Source organism: Streptomyces sp. NPDC001108, assembly GCF_053598535.1.
In genome coordinates, this window is record NZ_JBSFKL010000001.1 from 125,766 (window position 1) to 142,397 (window position 16,632).

13 protein-coding genes and 1 pseudogene are annotated in these 16,632 nt (G+C 72.8%); 7 read left to right on the forward strand and 7 right to left on the reverse strand.

The window, feature by feature from the left end:
- Window positions 1-286: 286 nt before the first annotated feature.
- The 5 genes and pseudogenes from ACWC97_RS00555 to ACWC97_RS00575 all read left to right on the forward strand — a co-directional run bounded on the left by ACWC97_RS00555 (window position 287) and on the right by ACWC97_RS00575 (window position 8,739).
- Entirely contained in the window at window positions 287-1,471 is a 1,185-nt protein-coding gene (locus tag ACWC97_RS00555) for an alcohol dehydrogenase catalytic domain-containing protein (protein ID WP_450646538.1), read from the forward strand.
- 60 nt (window positions 1,472-1,531) lie between these two features.
- Window positions 1,532-2,569: an NAD-dependent epimerase/dehydratase family protein gene (locus tag ACWC97_RS00560; RefSeq protein ID WP_352276691.1), complete on the forward strand. Its 1,038-nt coding sequence runs from the start codon at window positions 1,532-1,534 to the stop codon at window positions 2,567-2,569.
- Window positions 2,570-2,629: 60 nt separating this feature from the next.
- Window positions 2,630-5,737 (forward strand): FAD-binding and (Fe-S)-binding domain-containing protein, encoded by a 3,108-nt coding sequence (locus tag ACWC97_RS00565; protein WP_450646541.1) that lies wholly within the window; start codon window positions 2,630-2,632, stop codon window positions 5,735-5,737.
- A 59-nt stretch (window positions 5,738-5,796) separates the two neighbouring features.
- On the forward strand, window positions 5,797-7,605 hold the full coding sequence (locus tag ACWC97_RS00570; protein WP_450646542.1) for a thiamine pyrophosphate-requiring protein: 1,809 nt from the start codon (window positions 5,797-5,799) through the stop codon (window positions 7,603-7,605).
- Window positions 7,602-8,739 (forward strand): annotated as a pseudogene (locus tag ACWC97_RS00575) (enolase C-terminal domain-like protein). The gene ACWC97_RS00570 and the pseudogene ACWC97_RS00575 overlap by 4 nt, the downstream one beginning before the upstream one ends.
- A gap of 36 nt (window positions 8,740-8,775) precedes the next feature.
- On the opposite strand, the gene ACWC97_RS00580 reads toward ACWC97_RS00575, so the two are convergent.
- The 7 genes from ACWC97_RS00580 to ACWC97_RS00610 form a co-directional block, all read right to left on the reverse strand.
- Complete coding sequence (locus tag ACWC97_RS00580; RefSeq protein ID WP_450646544.1) at window positions 8,776-9,153, reverse strand: hypothetical protein; 378 nt, start codon at window positions 9,151-9,153, stop codon at window positions 8,776-8,778.
- Between the two features lie 165 nt (window positions 9,154-9,318).
- Window positions 9,319-11,079 (reverse strand): complex I subunit 5 family protein, encoded by a 1,761-nt coding sequence (locus ACWC97_RS00585; RefSeq protein WP_450646545.1) that lies wholly within the window; start codon window positions 11,077-11,079, stop codon window positions 9,319-9,321.
- The gene (locus ACWC97_RS00590) at window positions 11,076-11,426 is read right to left on the reverse strand and encodes a sodium:proton antiporter (protein ID WP_352276681.1); all 351 of its coding nucleotides are present in this window, start codon (window positions 11,424-11,426) and stop codon (window positions 11,076-11,078) included. Before ACWC97_RS00590 ends, ACWC97_RS00585 begins: the two co-directional genes overlap by 4 nt.
- Complete coding sequence (locus ACWC97_RS00595; protein WP_450646548.1) at window positions 11,423-12,163, reverse strand: MnhB domain-containing protein; 741 nt, start codon at window positions 12,161-12,163, stop codon at window positions 11,423-11,425. The genes ACWC97_RS00590 and ACWC97_RS00595 overlap by 4 nt, the downstream gene beginning before the upstream one ends.
- Before the next feature lie 79 nt (window positions 12,164-12,242).
- Window positions 12,243-13,301, reverse strand: coding sequence for an SDR family oxidoreductase (locus tag ACWC97_RS00600; RefSeq protein WP_450646550.1), 1,059 nt, complete (start codon window positions 13,299-13,301; stop codon window positions 12,243-12,245).
- Window positions 13,302-13,473: 172 nt separating this feature from the next.
- The gene (locus tag ACWC97_RS00605) at window positions 13,474-14,148 is read right to left on the reverse strand and encodes an HAD family hydrolase (RefSeq protein WP_450646552.1); all 675 of its coding nucleotides are present in this window, start codon (window positions 14,146-14,148) and stop codon (window positions 13,474-13,476) included.
- A gap of 61 nt (window positions 14,149-14,209) precedes the next feature.
- Entirely contained in the window at window positions 14,210-15,175 is a 966-nt protein-coding gene (locus tag ACWC97_RS00610) for an LLM class F420-dependent oxidoreductase (RefSeq protein ID WP_352276670.1), read from the reverse strand.
- A 144-nt stretch (window positions 15,176-15,319) separates the two neighbouring features.
- Between ACWC97_RS00610 and ACWC97_RS00615 the strand changes: the two genes are divergently transcribed.
- Together ACWC97_RS00615 and ACWC97_RS00620 are read left to right on the forward strand one after the other, a co-directional pair.
- Window positions 15,320-15,490, forward strand: a complete 171-nt coding sequence (locus ACWC97_RS00615; protein ID WP_352276669.1) for a CsbD family protein — start codon at window positions 15,320-15,322, stop codon at window positions 15,488-15,490.
- 148 nt (window positions 15,491-15,638) lie between these two features.
- Window positions 15,639-16,565 (forward strand): Rieske (2Fe-2S) protein, encoded by a 927-nt coding sequence (locus ACWC97_RS00620; RefSeq protein WP_352276668.1) that lies wholly within the window; start codon window positions 15,639-15,641, stop codon window positions 16,563-16,565.
- Window positions 16,566-16,632: the final 67 nt, after the last annotated feature.

Below are 16,632 nucleotides of genomic sequence, written 5' to 3' on the forward strand. Positions count from 1 at the left end.
GCAGCGGGTATCCGGTGACCACGGTCGGTAACGCCGCCCGGGACCCGCTCCCTCCAAGGGCCCCGGCAATCGGGCGGGTACAGGGCCAAGTGGGCCTCCCCGTCCCGCAAGGCGGTTGTGGGCGACCGGATCCTGCCGTGCCGCACTCTTCGTGTCCCTCGCCTGCCCTGCTGTGAACGTTCGCGCCACGGGAGGCGGGACCGGCCGGTCCCTGATTGGCTGGTTGGAGGGGCTCGAACCGCCACGCCCGACCGCGATCCACCGGCACCACCCCGAGGAGGGCCGCATGCGTGCACTCACCTGGCAGGGACGACGGGACGTCCGGGTGGAGACCGTCCCCGATCCCCGCGTCGAGGACGCCACCGACATCGTCGTACGCGTCACCTCGACCGGGATCTGCGGCTCCGATCTGCATCTGTACGAGGTGCTCGGGCCCTACCTGGAGCAGGGTGACGTGCTCGGTCACGAGCCCATGGGGGTGGTGGAGGAGGTGGGCCGCGACGTCACGGCGGTGCAGGTGGGCGACCGCGTCGTGGTCCCCTTCAACGTGTCGTGCGGCACGTGCTTCATGTGCGGGGCCGGCCTGCACTCGCAGTGCGAGACCACCCAGGTCCGCGAGCAGGGCACCGGCGCCGCGCTGTTCGGCTACACCAAGTTGTACGGGCAGGTGCCCGGCGGGCAGGCGGAGCTGCTGCGGGTGCCGTTCGGGAACACGCTGCCCATCCCCGTCCCGCACGGCCCGCCCGACGACCGCTACGTCTACCTCTCCGACGTGCTCCCCACCGCCTGGCAGGCCGTCCAGTACGCCTCCATACCTCCCGGGGGAAGCGTCACCGTGCTGGGGCTCGGCCCCATCGGTGACATGGCGGCCAGGATCGCCCGGCACCTCGGCGCCGGTCTGGTCGTCGGCGTCGACCTGGTGCCCGAACGCCTGGCCCGCGCGGCCTCGCGGGGCGTTCAGGTCTTCGACGTGAAACGCCTCGGCAAGGGGCTGCCGGACGCGATCCGGGAACTGACCGACGGCCGGGGGACCGACGCCGTCATCGACGCGGTCGGGATGGAGGCCCACGGCGCGCCGTTCGCGAAGTCCGCGCAGTGGGCCACCGGTCTGCTGCCCGACCTCGTCGCCCGGACCCTCATGGAGCACGCCGGGGTGGACCGCCTCGCCGCCCTGTACACCGCGATCGACGTGGTGCGTCGCGGCGGGACCATCTCCCTGTCCGGTGTCTACGGGGGCGCGGCGGACCCGCTGCCCCTGCTGACCCTGTTCGACAAGCAGATCCAGCTCCGCATGGGTCAGGCCAACGTCCTGCGCTGGGTGCCGGAGATCCTTCCGCTGCTCGACGACGAGGACGTGCTCGGGGTCGAGGGGTTCGCCACCCATCACCTGCCCCTGGAGGACGGTCCGAAGGCGTACGCGATGTTCCAGGAGAAGGAGGACGGGATGGTGAAGACGCTGCTGCGTCCGTAGGGCCTGTACGGCGGACGGCACGGACACGATCCTCGCAACCCTCCGGAAGGACGGAACACCATGGGCACACCCGTGGGACTGCGCGTGGTGGTGACGGGAGCCACCGGCAATGTGGGAACCAGCGTCGTCGAGTCGCTCGCGGCGGATCCCGGCGTGGCGGAGGTCGTCGGCCTGGCCCGCCGGCTGCCGTCGATCTCCGTGCCCAAGGTGCGGTGGGCCGCCGTGGACCTCTCCCGCGAGGACAGTCCGGCGGCGCTGGACGGGCTCCTCACCGGTGCGGACGCGGTCGTCCACCTGGCGTGGCGCTTCCAGCCGACGCATGATCCGGTGGTCACCTGGCGCAGCAACGTCCTGGGCTCCGTCCGGGTCTTCGACGCCGTGGCGCGGGCCGGGGTCCGGACCCTGGTGCACGCCTCGTCGGTGGGCGCGTACTCCCCCGGCCCGAAGAGCGTGCGGGGCGTGGACGAGAACTGGCCGACGCACGGGTGGCCGGATGCCGCCTACTGCCGGGAGAAGTCCTATCTGGAACGGGTGCTGGACTCGTTCGAGCTGCGTCGTCCGGACGTCCGGGTGGTGAGGATGCGTCCCGGCTTCCTCTTCAAGGAGCAGTCCGCCAGCGAGCAGCGCCGCATCTTCGCGGGCCGCCATCTGCCCGGTGTCCTGCTCCGGCCGGACCTGCTCCCGTTCGTCCCGGACCTGCCGGGGCTGCGGTTCCAGGTGCTGCACACCGATGACGCGGCCCGGGCCTACCGGGCGGCCGTGCTCACCGACGTGCACGGTCCGTTCAACCTGGCGGCGGAGCCCGTGCTCGGCCCCCGCGAGCTCGCCGACCTGCTCGGCGCCCGGGTGGTGCGCGTCCCGCCCGCCGTGGTCCGGACGGTCCTGTCGGCAGCGTGGCACGGCCGGGCCGTGCCCGCTTCCCCGCATCTCTTCGACGCGGTGCTCCGCCTCCCGGTCCTCGACTGCTCCCGCGCCCATGAGGTGCTGGGGTGGCGGCCGACCCGGTCGGCCCAGGAGGCGCTGTCGGAGTTCCTGCACGGCGTACGGACCGGGTCGGGCCTGGACACGCCGCCTCTGGTGGGCAGCACGTGGAAGTGAACGCGTCCGGGGGATGAGCCCCCTCGTGCCCGGAGTGGCTCACCGGAGAGAGGAACCGTCATGGAACCCCAGACCTCCTCGCGGTCGCCGTCGCCGGATCGCGGCTCCTTCGACGGCGCGCCGATCGATGTCGTCGGCCTGGAGCGGGCGCTGCGGGCGGGCGTGCGGGGCGAGGTCCGGTTCGACGCGGGGAGCCGCGGCGCGTACTCCACGGACGGGTCGAACTACCGTCAGGTGCCCATCGCCGTGGTCGTGCCGCGCGACATCGACGCCGGGGCGGACGCGGTGCGGGTCTGCGCGCGGTTCGGCGCGCCGGTGCTGTCCAGGGGCGGCGGAACGAGCCTGGCCGGCCAGTGCACCAACGCCGCGGTGGTCATCGACTGGACGAAGTACTGCCACAAGCTGGTGTCGGTGGAGCCGGACCGGGCGACCTGCGTGGTCGAGCCCGGGATCGTCCTGGACGAACTGAACCGTCAACTCTCCTCGTACCGGCTGAAGTTCGGGCCGAAGCCCTCCACGCACAGCCACTGCGCGCTGGGCGGGATGATCGGGAACAACTCCTGCGGGGCGTCGGCCCAGGCGTACGGCAAGACGGTGGACAACGTGCGCCGTCTGGAGATCCTCACGTACGACGGAACGCGCTGCTGGGTCGGGCCCACCTCCCGCGAGGAGTACGAGGCCGTGCTGCGTTCCGGGGGCCGGCGCGCCGAGCTCTACGCCGGGCTGCGCCAGGTGGTCGACGAGCACCTGGCCGACATCCGCCACGGCTATCCCCGCATTCCGCGACGGGTGTCCGGCTACAACCTCGACTCGTTGCTGCCGGAGAACGGTTTCGACGTGGCGCGCGCGCTCGTCGGGAGCGAGGGCACCCTGGTCGTCGTCCTGCGCGCCGAGCTGGACCTGGTGCCCGTGCCCCGGTGCGAGGCGATGGTCGTCCTCGGTTACGACGACATCTGCGCGGCCGCCGACGACGTGCCCCGGGTGCTGGGCCACGGCGAACCGGAGCTGCTGGAGGCGCTGGACGGACGGATGGCCCAGCTCATGCGGGAGGAGGGCTCCCATCTGGAGTCGTTGGACACGTTTCCCGAGGGGGACAGCTGGCTTCTCGTCCAGTTCGGCGGGGACGGCCAGGACGACGTGGACGCCCGGGCGCGGGGACTCCTCGACGCGCTCGGCCGCGGCCCGGACGACCCGCGGGTCTCCTTCTCGGACGACCCCGGACGCGAACAGAAGATGCTCCGGGCGCGGGAGGCGGGGCTGGGGGTGACCGCGCGCCCGCCCGACGACCGGGAGACCTGGGAGGGGTGGGAGGACTCCGCCGTTCCACCGGAACGGCTCGGTGACTACCTGCGCGACCTGAAGGACCTGTTCGCGGAGTTCGACTACGACCACCCCTCGCTCTACGGACACTTCGGGCAGGGCTGTGTCCACACGCGCATCCCGTTCGACCTCACTCACGCCGAGGGGATCGCCACGTTCCGCGTGTTCCTGTTCCGCGCGGCCGATCTCGTCGTCTCCTACGGCGGTTCGCTCTCGGGGGAGCACGGCGACGGGCAGGCGCGGGGCGAACTGCTGGAGCGGATGTTCGGCCGGCCACTCGTCGACGCGTTCGGCGAGGTCAAGCGGCTCTTCGACCCGGGCGGCAGAATGAACCCGGGGAAGGTCGTCGCCCCGCACCGCACCGACGAGAACCTGAGGCTGGGCTCGGAGTGGCACCCGGCGGACCCCGCCACCCACTTCGGGTTCCCGCAGGACGACGGGTCCTTCACCAGGGCGGTGAAGCGCTGCGTCGGCATCGGGAACTGCCGGACCCACTCCGGCGGGGTGATGTGCCCGTCGTTCCGGGCGACGGGCGAGGAGGAGCACTCCACGCGCGGCCGGGCCCGGCTGCTGTTCGAGATGCTCGGCGGGCACGACGACTCCCCCGTGACCGGCGGCTGGCACTCCCCCGAGGTCCGCGACGCGCTCGATCTCTGCCTCTCCTGCAAGGGGTGCCGCTCCGACTGCCCGGTGGGCGTCGACATGGCCACCTACAAGGCCGAGTTCCTCTCCCACCACTACGCGCACCGGCTGCGCCCGGCCGCCCACTACTCCCTGGGCTGGCTCCCGGTGTGGGCGCGGCTGACGCGCCTGGCACCGCGCGTGGTGAACGCCCTCCTCCACGCCCCTGGCCTCGCGCGCGCCGGGAAGCGGCTCGCGGGGGTGGCCGGCGAACGGAGTGCGCCGGTGTTCGCCCGGGAGTCCTTCCGGCAGTGGTGGGACTCCCGGGACGTGCCCGGGCCCGAGCCGGGGGACGAACACACGGTCGTGCTGTGGCCGGACACGTTCAGCGACTCCTTCCACCCGGCCGTCGCGAAGGCGGCGGTGCGGGTCCTGGAGGACGCGGGATTCCGGGTGGCGGTCCCGGACCGGCGGGCGTGCTGCGGCCTCACCTGGATCTCGACGGGTCAACTCGGTGCGGCGCGGGCCGCGTTGCGCGGGACGGTGGAGGCGCTCCGGCCGTGGGTGGAGGCAGGCACCCCCGTCGTCGGGCTGGAGCCGTCGTGCGTCGCCGCCCTCCGCGTCGACGCCCCGGAGCTGATGCCGCAGGACCGGGACGTCCAGCGGCTGTCCCGGCAGGTGCGCACCTTCGCGGAAATCCTCGTCGGGGAGCTGCCCGACCAGGACTGGCAGCCGCCGAGGCTCGCCCGGTCCGCCGTCGTGCAGACCCACTGCCATCAGCACGCCGTGCTGAAGGACGACGCGGACCGCGAGCTCATGCGCCGCGCGGGCATCGAGGCGACCGTCCTGGACGAGGGGTGCTGCGGGCTCGCCGGGAACTTCGGCTTCGAGCGGGGGCACCACGGGCTCTCGCTCGCCATCGGCGAACTGGGGGTCCTGCCCTCCGTACGCGCCGCGCCTCCCGGGGCGCTCGTCCTGGCGGACGGCTTCAGCTGCCGTACGCAGATCGAGGAGGGCGGCACCGGCCGCCGGGCGATGCATCTGGCGGAGGCACTGGCCCTCGGGCTGGACGGCGGCCTTCCGTCCGACCGTCCGGAGCGGCTCGTCGCGCGCCCCGAGGTGCCCGAGGGGGACGCCGGCCGGGCGACGGCCGTCGTCCTCGCCACCGTCGCGGCGGCGGGAGCGGGCGCGTACGGCCTGCTCCGGCACTGCCGTTCACGTACCTGAGGGAAGCCCCGGCCCCACCCGCGCGGCACGGCACACCACACGACAGGAGACCAGGCCCCATGAAGGTGTCCGACTACGTTCTTCAGCGTCTGCGCGAGTGGGAGGTGGACCACGTCTTCGCCTACGCGGGCGATGGCATCAACGGCCTCCTCGCCGCCTGGGGGCGCGCGGACAACGACCCGGAATTCGTCCAGGCCCGTCACGAGGAGATGGCCGCGTTCGAGGCGGTGGGCTACGCGAAGTTCTCCGGCAAGGTGGGGGTGTGCGCGGCCACCTCCGGCCCCGGCGCGATCCATCTGCTCAACGGTCTGTACGACGCGAAGCTCGACCACGTCCCCGTGGTGGCGCTCGTGGGCCAGACCAACCGCAGCGCGATGGGGGGCTCCTACCAGCAGGAGGTCGACCTGGTCAGCCTGTACAAGGACGTGGCGTCGGAGTTCTGCGAGATGGTGACCGTGCCCGAGCAGCTCCCCAACGTCATCGACCGGGCGTTCCGCACCGCGTACGCCGGGCGCACGGTGACGGCGGTCATCCTCCCCGCGGACGTCCAGGAACTCGACTACTCCCCGCCCACCCACGCCCTCAAGATGGTGCCGTCCAGCCTGGGACTGGCGTCCTCGGCCGCACTGCCCTCGCCCCAGGACCTCGCACACGCCGCCGACGTGCTGAACGCGGGCGAGAAAGTGGCCGTGCTCATCGGCCAGGGCGCTCGGAACGCTCGGGCGGAGGTCGAGGAACTCGCCGATGTGCTGGGGGCGGGGGTCGCCAAGGCGCTGCTGGGCAAGGACGTCCTCTCGGACGAACTCCCCTATGTGACCGGCGCGATCGGACTGCGAGGCACCCGTCCCTCGTACGAGCTGATGCGGGACTGCGACACGTTGCTGGTGGTGGGGTCGAGCTTCCCGTACACGCAGTTCCTCCCCGAACTGGACCAGGCGCGCGCGGTGCAGATCGACATCGATCCGCGCATGATCGGGCTCAGGTATCCCTTCGAGGTGAACCTCGCCGGTGACGCCAAGGAGACCCTCGGGGCGCTGCTCCCCCTGCTGAAACGGAAGAAGCACGGCGCCTGGCGCAAGAAGATCGAGAATGACACCGCCCGCTGGTGGGAGGTGATGGGGCGGCGCGCCGCCGTGGCCGCCGACCCGCTCAACCCGGAGTACGTCGTGCACACGCTCGACGCCCTGCTGCCCGACGACGTCATGATCTCCGCCGACTCCGGTTCCGGAGCCAACTGGTACGCGCGCCATCTGCGGATGCGCGGGCGGATGCGCGGCTCGCTCTCGGGAACGCTCGCCACCATGGGGCCCGGGGTCCCCTACGCGATCGGGGCCAAGTTCGCGCATCCCGACCGGCCCGCGCTGGCGCTGGTGGGGGACGGTGCCATGCAGATGAACGGTATGGCGGAGCTGATCACCGTCGCGAAGTACTGGTCGCAGTGGCGCGATCCGCGGCTGATCGTCGCCGTGCTCAACAACCAGGACCTGAACCAGGTCACGTGGGAGATGCGCGCCATGTCGGGAGCCCCGCAGTTCCTTCCCTCCCAGTCCCTGCCCGATGTCCGGTACGGCGACTTCGCGCACCTGATCGGACTGGTCGGGACGCGGGTGGAGAAGCCCGAGGACGTCGAGGAGGCCTGGCGCCGCGCGCTCAGTTCCGACCGCCCCTTCGTCATCGACTTCGTCACCGACCCGGCCGTCCCCCCGATCCCTCCGCACGCCACCCGGGAGCAGGCCGAGGCGCTGGTCGCCGCCACCGTCAAGGGCGACAGCGACCGCGGCGGCATCATCAGGCAGGGGCTCAAGGCCAAGGTGCAGGAGATGCTGCCCGGACACCACCGGCGCGGCGAACCGCCGGAGGCCGGATGACCGGGCCGAACGCGGTTCCGGCGGACTCCGGGCCCCGAGTGTCCGCCGTCGGGGCCGCGGCGTACACCGTGCCGACGGACAGTCCGGAGGCGGACGGCACGCTCACGTGGAAGGAGACCACACTGGTCGTCGTCCACGCGCGCTCCGACGGGGCGACGGGGCTCGGCTACACCTACGGCGCCGCCGCGGCCACGGCCGTCGTCGAGGACCTGCTGGCCGGGGTGGTGACGGGTCTGCGCGCCTGGGATCCGCCCGGCGCCAACGAGGCGATGCGCCGCGCCGTACGCAACGCGGGGTACCCCGGGCTGGTGGCGGGCGCCGTCTCCGCCGTCGACATCGCCCTGTGGGATCTGAAGGCGCGGCTGTTGGGGCTCCCGCTCGTCGATCTGCTGGGCGCCGTCACGCCCGACGTCCCGGTGTACGGAAGCGGCGGGTTCACCACGTACTCCGCGCGCCAGCAGGATCATCAACTCCGCGGCTGGGTCGAGACGCTGGGAATTCCCCGGGTCAAGATGAAGATCGGAGAGTCGTGGGGCAAGGAGGAACGACGGGACCGGACGCGGATCGCCGCCGCGCGCTCCAGCATCGGCGAAGCCGCGGAACTGTACGTGGACGCCAACGGCGCCTACACCCGCAAGCAGGCGATCCGGCTGGCCTCCTTCCTCGGCGACGAGGCGGTGACCTGGTTCGAGGAGCCCGTCTCCTCCGACGACCTGGCGGGGCTGGCCCGGGTCCGGGCGGCCGTACTCCCCGATGTGACGGCCGGTGAGTACGGCTGCGCACCGGCCTACTTCCGCGCGATGGTCGACGCGGGCGCGGTGGACTGCCTCCCAGGCGGACGCGACCCGGTGCGGGGGCGTCACCGGATGGCTGCGCGCCGCGGCCCTGGCCGACGCCGCCGGTCTCCAGCTCTCCGCCCATTGCGCCCCGCACGTCCACGCCCACACGGCCGCCGCCATCCCCAACCTGCGCCACGCGGAGTGGTTCCACGACCACGTACGCGTCGAACAGCGGCTCCTGGACGGCGTGCTGTCCCCCGCCGGCGGCACGGTGTGTCCGGGCGGCACGGGGCGGCCGGGGCTCGGCCTGGAGCTGCGCGAGGAGAGCGCCGAACGTTACCGCGTCGGCCCGTGATAACGGCTCGACCGCGCATCCGGAGCACCCTGCCCGTCACCTGTCCCCACGACCGCGCGCCAGGGCCTCGCGGGCGGCGAGGCCGCCCGCGACCCGGAAGGCCAGTTCGTGCGAGCCGAATGTGTCGGTACGGATGCTCCGCAGCACCACCCGCACGGAGACCACGAGTCCGTGCCCGGGCGCGCTCAGCTCCTCCAGGATCCCGGCGGCGGCAGCGGCGACGAGGCGCGACAGGTCGTCCGGGGGCTCGCCCGCCGACGGCAGCCCTTCGGGCACCTCGAAGGCGAAGCCCTCGGCCGCGGGCTCGAAGTCCACTTCCAACTCCGCGAACTGCGGGGCGCAGTTCTGCCTCCGGTGCAGCACACGCACACCACGGATCGGACGGGGCGGGAACAACGGCGGCGCTGACGTCATGCCGGAACGGTATCCCCACCGGGCCGCACCGGGTGGGCCGAGCGGAGTGCACGCGAGGTGGGTCCGTCACGGCCTTCGGGCCGCCCTCGTAGGAGACGTATCACCGCGGCACGCGCGGTAAACAGCGCTCATCCCATCGGGCCCGGTGCCGGACCGCCTCCGCCCTCATCCGGCGCCGAGGGCCGGCCATGCGAGCGCGCCGAGCAGAGCGGTGCCGACCAGCAGCCAGGCCACGTAGTCGCCGACGTGACCCGAGTGCAGGCGCCGCAGCGGGGCGATCCACGGATGCCCTTCCGCCGCCGCCCGCCCGCGCAGGGCCGCGGCCGCGGTCACGACGGCCAGCAGGGTCGAGATCCCGCCGAGCGCCAGTCCCGCCGCGGTCCAGTGCACGGGCTCCACCGGCGCGCCGGAACCCATGTCGGCCACGGCTCGCGCGACGGCCCCGGCGAACCCGGGTGCCAGCCCGGCGGCCAGCGCCCCGAGAAGCAGCGCGACCGGGACGGCCAGCATGGTGGCCGGCACCCGGCCCAACGGCCCCTGGGTCTCCGGTTCCTCGTCCGTGCCCGTCGTCTCGTCCGCCCGCGCCCCCTGCGGTCTGCGGCCGAGCCCCCAGAAGACCCGGGCGGTCACGCGCAGCACGGCCGCCCCCGTGGCGGCGGAGACGGCCACGCAGAGCACGGTCAGCAGGGCGCCGCCCTCCTCCTCCACGGCCGCCTTGCCGAGCCCGGTGCCGAACGGCGGCATCCCGGCGAGAGCCAGGCCGCCCATGGCGAACAGGGCAGAGACGAGGGGGAGTTCACGCGCCTTCGCGAACAGGTCGTGCTCGTCGATGCTGCCGTAGCGGTCCAGCAGGATTCCGGCGCAGGCGAACAGCGCGGCCTTCGCCCCGGCGTGCCCCACGACGGACAGGGCGACGCCCTCGGTCGCCTTCGGCGAGGTCAGCCCGAGGCCGACGAGGAACAGGCCGGTGTGGGCGACCGTCGCGTACGCCAGCAACCGCTTCACGTGCCGCTGCTGCCAGCTCATGACGGCACCGACGAGACCGGTGACGGCGCCCAGCACGACGAGGGCCCGGCCCGCGTCGGCCGGGGGGACGCCGCCGGGTCCGTCGAACACGGTCCCGTACACGCGGGCCACACCGTACACACCGAGTTCGACCATCACCCCGGACAGCAGCATGCAGACGGGGGTGGGGGCGACGGCGTGCGCGTCGGGAAGCCAGAAGTGGAACGGGAAGGCCGCGGCCTTGACCAGCAGCCCCGTCAGGACGAGCGCGAACGCGGCGAGGACCAGGGCGTCGGGCCCCTCCCGCTCGTCGAGCCGCTGTCCGATGGCGTGCATCGAGAGCTCCCCCGTGCGGGCGTACAGCAGGGCGATGCCGACGAGGGTCGCGTACGCCCCCAGCGAGATCACCACGCCGAAGGTGAGCGCGCCCTGCACGGCTTTCGGCTCCTCCACCCGGTGGCCGGTCAGCGCGTAGGCCACCACGCCCATCAGCTCGAAGAAGACGAACGCGTTGAAGAGGTCGCCCGCCAGCACGAAGCCGCACATGCCCGCCTGGAACAGCAGGATCAACGCCGGGAAGGCGCCGATGTGACGCAGTGTCCGCTCGTCGAAGTACCGCCACGAGTAGATCACGACCGCCGTCGTGAGCAGCGAGATCAGCGTCACGAGGCCGAGCGCCACACCGTCGCCGACCAGGACGATGCCCACGGCGGGTCCTCGCGCCGGCTCCCAGCCGCCGACCCATTCCTCGTGGACCGGTGAGGGGCGGACCAGCATCGTCAGCGCGAGGGCCGCGGTGGCGGCGGCGAGCACGCCCGCGAACGCCTCGGCGGGAAGCCGGGGAAGTCGGCGCCCCGCCGCGACGAGCAGGGCCGCGCCGAACAGGGGGACGGCGACGAGCAGCGGCAGCAGTCGGCTCATCCGCGCAGCTCGGACAGTTCGTCCGGATCGAGTGTCCGGTGGCGTTTGGAGATCTGGACGACCAGGGCGAGCAGGAGCGCGGTGACGGTGGCTCCGACGACCACGTCGGTGAGCGCCAGCGCCTGGACGACGGGGTCGACGACCGGGCGGGCTCCGGGTTTCACGTCGGAGAAGACGGGGGCCGTGCCGCCGTCGCGGTAGCCGATCGCCAGGAGCAGGACGTAGGTCGCCGACTGGCAGACCGCCAGACAGCCCACGGAGCGCACGAGGTTGCGGCTGGTGGCCAGTCCGTAGGCGCCGACGAGGAAGATCCAGGCGGCGGCGAGGTAGGGCAGCACACGCGTCACGGGCGGTTCTCCTCGATCTCCAGGGCCTGGTCCAGGAACTGGGCGAGCAGCACGACGACCGCGCAGGCCACCTCCACGCCGATCGCCGCGTTGAGCAGCGGCACGATGCCGCCGGAGGCCAGGGTGTTGAAGGTGCCGTAGGGCAGCAGTGTGTTGGCGAGATACGCGGAGCCGAAGGCCAGCCCGGCGGCTCCGATCAGCAGGTAGGCGGCCTCGCCCGCGGCGTCGCCGAACTCGTACAGCGGGACCGGGCGGATCGCTTCCAGCGCGCGGTAGTCGACGGCGATGTAGAGGAGGTGGAGCCCGGTGGCCACGACCACGCCGCCCTGGAATCCGCCGCCGGGGCTGAGCTGCCCGTGCGCGACCACGTAGAGACCGACGAGCACGGTGACCGGGAGGGCGAGCAGCGCGTAGCGGCGCGGGCGGGACGCGACGCGGAGCGGTTCGGGTGCGACGGTCCGCTCGTCACGGGTCTGCCGCAGCAGGACGACGGTGCCGAGGACGGCGGCGAACAGGATGCTCTCCTCGCCGAGTGTGTCGAAGGCCCGCTGATCGAAGTTGACGGAGGAGACGACGTTCGCCGTGCGGTGGGACAGCGCGGCCCGGACCGCCCGTTCGCCGTACGGATGGACGTCGCCCCCGAAGCCGGGGAGCCGGAAGCAGGCCGCTCCCAGCAGTGCGGCGATGCCCGTGGCCCCGACGGCGAGCTGCGAGAGCGCCACGTCGGGACCGCCCACCACAGGACCGTCCGGGCCACGGTGCTTCCCCGCCGCCCCGGGCGGTCCCCTCCGGCGCGGCCGTCCGTCCCGGTCCGTCTCACCCGGACCACCTGCTTCGCCGCCCGGCGATGTCACCGGCGGTGGTCCGTCCCGCCCGCCTGCGGGCCCCCACGGCCGCGGCGCCGAGGGCCAGCGCGAGCACCGGTCCGGCCGCCCGGGCGTGCCGGGACCACCATGCCTGGGCGGATCCCTCGCGGGCCCGGTCGTCGAAGACGCCGTGGGCGCCGTGGTCGCGCGCGTCCTCGTCGTCGCCGTCGAGCGGGTGCCAGAGGTTGTGCGGCCGGTCGGCGGGGACGGGCCGGCCGGTCTGCTGCGCGTCGTACCCGGTGCGGGCGAGGTAGCGGTCCAGCAGCCCTGCGGCGACCTTCTCGCCGAGGATGGTCAGCAGGGTGGAGGAGCCCACGTAGTACTGCTTGCGCCGGGGGTGGTCCGCGGCGAACACGATGGCACGGGCCGCCACCTCGGGCTGGTAGATGGGCGGGACGGGCTGCGGGTGGCGGGGCAGGCGCGACAGGGTCCAGGAGAACTGCGGTGTGTTCACCGCCGGCAGTTGGACCACGGTGATGCGCACCCGGCTCTTCTCGTGGAGCAGTTCGGTGCGGATCGACGAGGTGAACCCGTTCACGGCGTGCTTGGCACCGCAGTACGCGGACTGGAGTGGGATGGAGCGGGTCCCCAGCGCGGATCCCACCTGCACGATGGTCCCCGTCCCCCGGGGTTTCATGCGCGCCAGTGCCTCGCGGGTGCCGTTGACGTATCCGAGGTAGCTGACCTCGGTGACGCGGCGGAACTCGTCCGGCGCGATCTCGGTGAACGGGGCGAAGACCGAGGCGAAGGCGACGTTGACCCATACGTCGATCGGGCCGAGGAGACTTTCGACGTGGTCGGCCGCGGCGCGTACGGCCGTGTCGTCGGCCATGTCCGCGGGCGCCACGACCGCCTCGACGCCCATCTCGTGCAGTTCGGCCGCGGCGGCACGCAGCCCGGTACGGCCGCGTGCGACGAGTCCCACCCTGTCCCCTCTGCGGCCGAACTCGCGGGCGACGGCCCGTCCCACACCGGCGCTCGCACCGGTGACCAGTACCGTTCGGGGCATTGCGCGGCCTCTCCTGACGATGGGGCGACGGGGACACCGGGGCGCGGGGTCCGCATGCGAGCGCGCCGCACCGGTCACGGCACGACACCGGGGCCTACCCGCCCCGCGAAGCGGCCCGCACACGGGACGGCGGAACGTACCGCAATGGCCGATCGCCCGGTGCGTCCCGGGATCAGTCGTTCTGCTCCAGCCGGGCGAAGACGCTGGTGTCGAGGCGTGCGAGGAGATCGGACGGGCTCCGGTACGTCTCGCCCGCACCGGCCTCCGTGAGCGCGGAGCGGCAGATGCCGCCGCTGAGCAGGCCGACGGTGGCCGCACCGGCTTTCACGGCGGCGCGCATGTCCCACACCGAGTCCCCGGTGAAGACGGTCTCCTCGGGCGTTCCTCCGGCGATGTCCATCGCTCGACGCACCGGTTCCGGCGCGGGTTTCCCCTCCTGTATGTCGTCGGCGCTCGTGGCCCCGGCGATGGCCTCGTCCGCGTCGAGCGCCCGGCGCAGCGCTTCCAGTTCGTGCGCCGGGGCCGACGTGGCGAGGACCACGGTCCATCCCCGGTCCGCCAGCGCCCGCAGGAGGTCGCCCGCCCCGCCCAGCGCGGGAAGCCGCTCGAAGCAGGTGGCGTAGAGGGCGCTGTGGGCGTCGGAGAGGTGGGGGCCCTCTTCGTGGTCCCGGTCCTCGCCGAGGAGCCGGTCGAGGAGGTCGTCGGAGCCGAGGCCGATCGCGTCGTGTATCTCCGTCATGGCGACGGTGTGCCCGCCCTGTCTCAGCGCTTCCCACCACGCCGCGACGTGGAGGTAGTTGGTGTCGGTGAGTGTGCCGTCGACGTCGAACAATGCGGATCGTGCCATGGCTGCGCCCTTCGTCGTGGCGTCGGTGCGGTGGCTCCGGCCCTCCGCGCGGGCGGAGCCCTCAGAGCTCGCGCAGGGCGGGCAGCAGTTCCCGCTCCGCCCAGCGGATGAACGGCAGTTGGTGCGCGCCGCCGATCTGCACGAGGGCGATCTCGGTGAACCCCGCGTCGGTGTAGCGGCGTACCGCCCCGACGAACTCGTCGACGTCGTTCCCGCAGGGCACCGCCTTCGCCATGTCCTCGGGGCGTACGTACGTGGTCGCCTGCGCGAAGGCCGTGGGGTCCGGCAGCTCGGAGTTGACCTTCCATCCGCCGACCGACCAGCGGAACTGCCGGTGGGCCCGCTCGACCGCCGCGTCCCGGTCGTCGTCGTGGCAGACGGGCAGCTGTCCCACGCGCGGCTTCCCCGCGCCGCCGGACCGGTCGAAGGATTCGAGGAGTTCACGCTCGGGCTCGGTGGCGATGACGAGGTCGGCGAGGCGTCCGGCGAGGTCGCAGGAGCGCGGGCCCGAGACCGCGACCCCGATCGGCACCCGGGTGGCGGGCAGGTCCCAGAGTCTGGCGCGCTCGACGGAGAAGTGCGGCCCGTGACGGTCGACGTAGCCGCCGTCGAAGAGGGCCGCGATGATCTCCACCGCTTCTTCGAGCATGTCCAGCCGTACGGAGGCCCCGGGCCATCCGCCGCCCACCACGTGCTCGTTGAGGTTCTCCCCGGACCCCAGCCCGAGCCGGAACCGCCCTTCGGAGAGTTCCTGGACCGTCACGGCCATCTGGGCCACCACCGCGGGGTGGTAGCGGCGCGTCGGGCACGTCACGTACGTCATCAGCGGGATCGTCGACGTGGCCTGGGCCGCCGCGCCCAGCACACTCCATGCCTGGGGCGCATGGCCCTGGGATTCCAGCCAGGGAAAGTAGTGGTCGGAGGTGACGGAGAAGTCGAAGCCGGCCCGCTCGGCCGCCACCACGTGCTCGACGAGGGAACACGGTCCGGCTTGTTCGGTCATCATCGTGTATCCGAATTGAGCCATATAAGACCTTTTGCCAGCTTTGCTGGCTTGAAACCTCCCTTGCGCCCCCGCGCCCCCCTGTCCGGCGCTTGCCCCACCGCGCCCGCACGGCCGGGAGGAACTACGTTGGAAGGGGCAGAACGCTACACGTTCGGAGGGTTAGGCATGACCCAGGGAAGCGGCAAGGACAAGATCCAGGGCAAGGCGAAGGAGGCCATGGGCAAGTTGACCGGTGACCGCCGCCAGAAGGCCGAGGGGAAGATGCAGCAGGCCAAGGGCGAGGTCAAGAAGAAGATGAGCGGTGGCCACGACCAGCCTCCGCCGACCGACCGGTAACGGCTTCCGCCACTGCCCCGCCCTCCGGGTGGGGCAGTTCCGCGACCGTCCGCCGCTGACGGAGTGGGAGCCGGACGGTCGGCGTTTGGCCACGGCACGCGCATGGCAAACGCCTGCCATGAGCCTCTCGCGGACCATCCGGAAACACATGTCGCCCCGTACCGGGAACGGCTCGGCGGGAAGCCGCGGGGCCGGGAGCGAGAACCCTCTTCTGCGGTTCCTCGACGCACTGGGCCGGCAGGAACGGCTCGACGTGCTGTCCGGGCCGGTACGACAGGCGGTGCAGGCCCTCCCCCTGGGCCGGGCGCGTGATGTGCTGCACGGGCTGCCGATCGGACACCCCCTGCACCCCGCCCTGGTCCAGGCCCCGCTCGGCGCCTGGTTGTCGGCAGCGGTACTGGACTGCCTGCCCGGCAACCGTCGCGGGGCCAGGGTGCTGATCGGCATGGGTCTGCTGACCGCCGCGCCGGCCGCCCTGGCCGGGTGGGTGGACTGGGCGGAGCAGCACCCGCAGCAGAAGCGCACCGGACTGGTCCACGCCGCGTCCGTCTCCACCGCCGTCGCGCTGTACGCCCGTTCCTGGACCCACCGAGGGCCCCACGGCCATCCGGTCAGAGCGAGGGCGCTCGGGTTCGCGGGTCTGGGCGCCGTCGGCTTCGGTGCCCTGCTGGGCGGCCATCTCGCCTATCGGCAGGCGGCCGGTTGCGACAAGGCCGGCGCTCTCGCGTTCGAGCTGGACGACGGATGGCACGCCGTGGGGCGGACCGAGTCGTTCCCGGCCGGAACGGCGGTACGGCGTCAGTTGGGTGAGGCCGCCGTGCTGGTCTTCCGCGAGGACGACGGCCGGATCCACGTGCTGGCGGACCGGTGCAGCCATCTGGCGGGTCCCCTGTCCGAGGGCAGGATCGTTGACGGCTGCGTCGAATGCCCCTGGCACGGCAGCGTCTTCCGCCTGTCGGACGGTGCCAACGTGCGCGGGCCCGCGACCGCGCCCCAGCCGGTCTTCGACACCCGGGTGACCGACGACGGAATGGTGCAGGTGCGGCTGCCGGGCGCGGTCCGGAGCAGTGACTGACCCCTCGCTCCGCCGACCCCGACCGGCCCACGGCGCCGCGGATGCGGGATTCCCCGGGCGCGGGCAG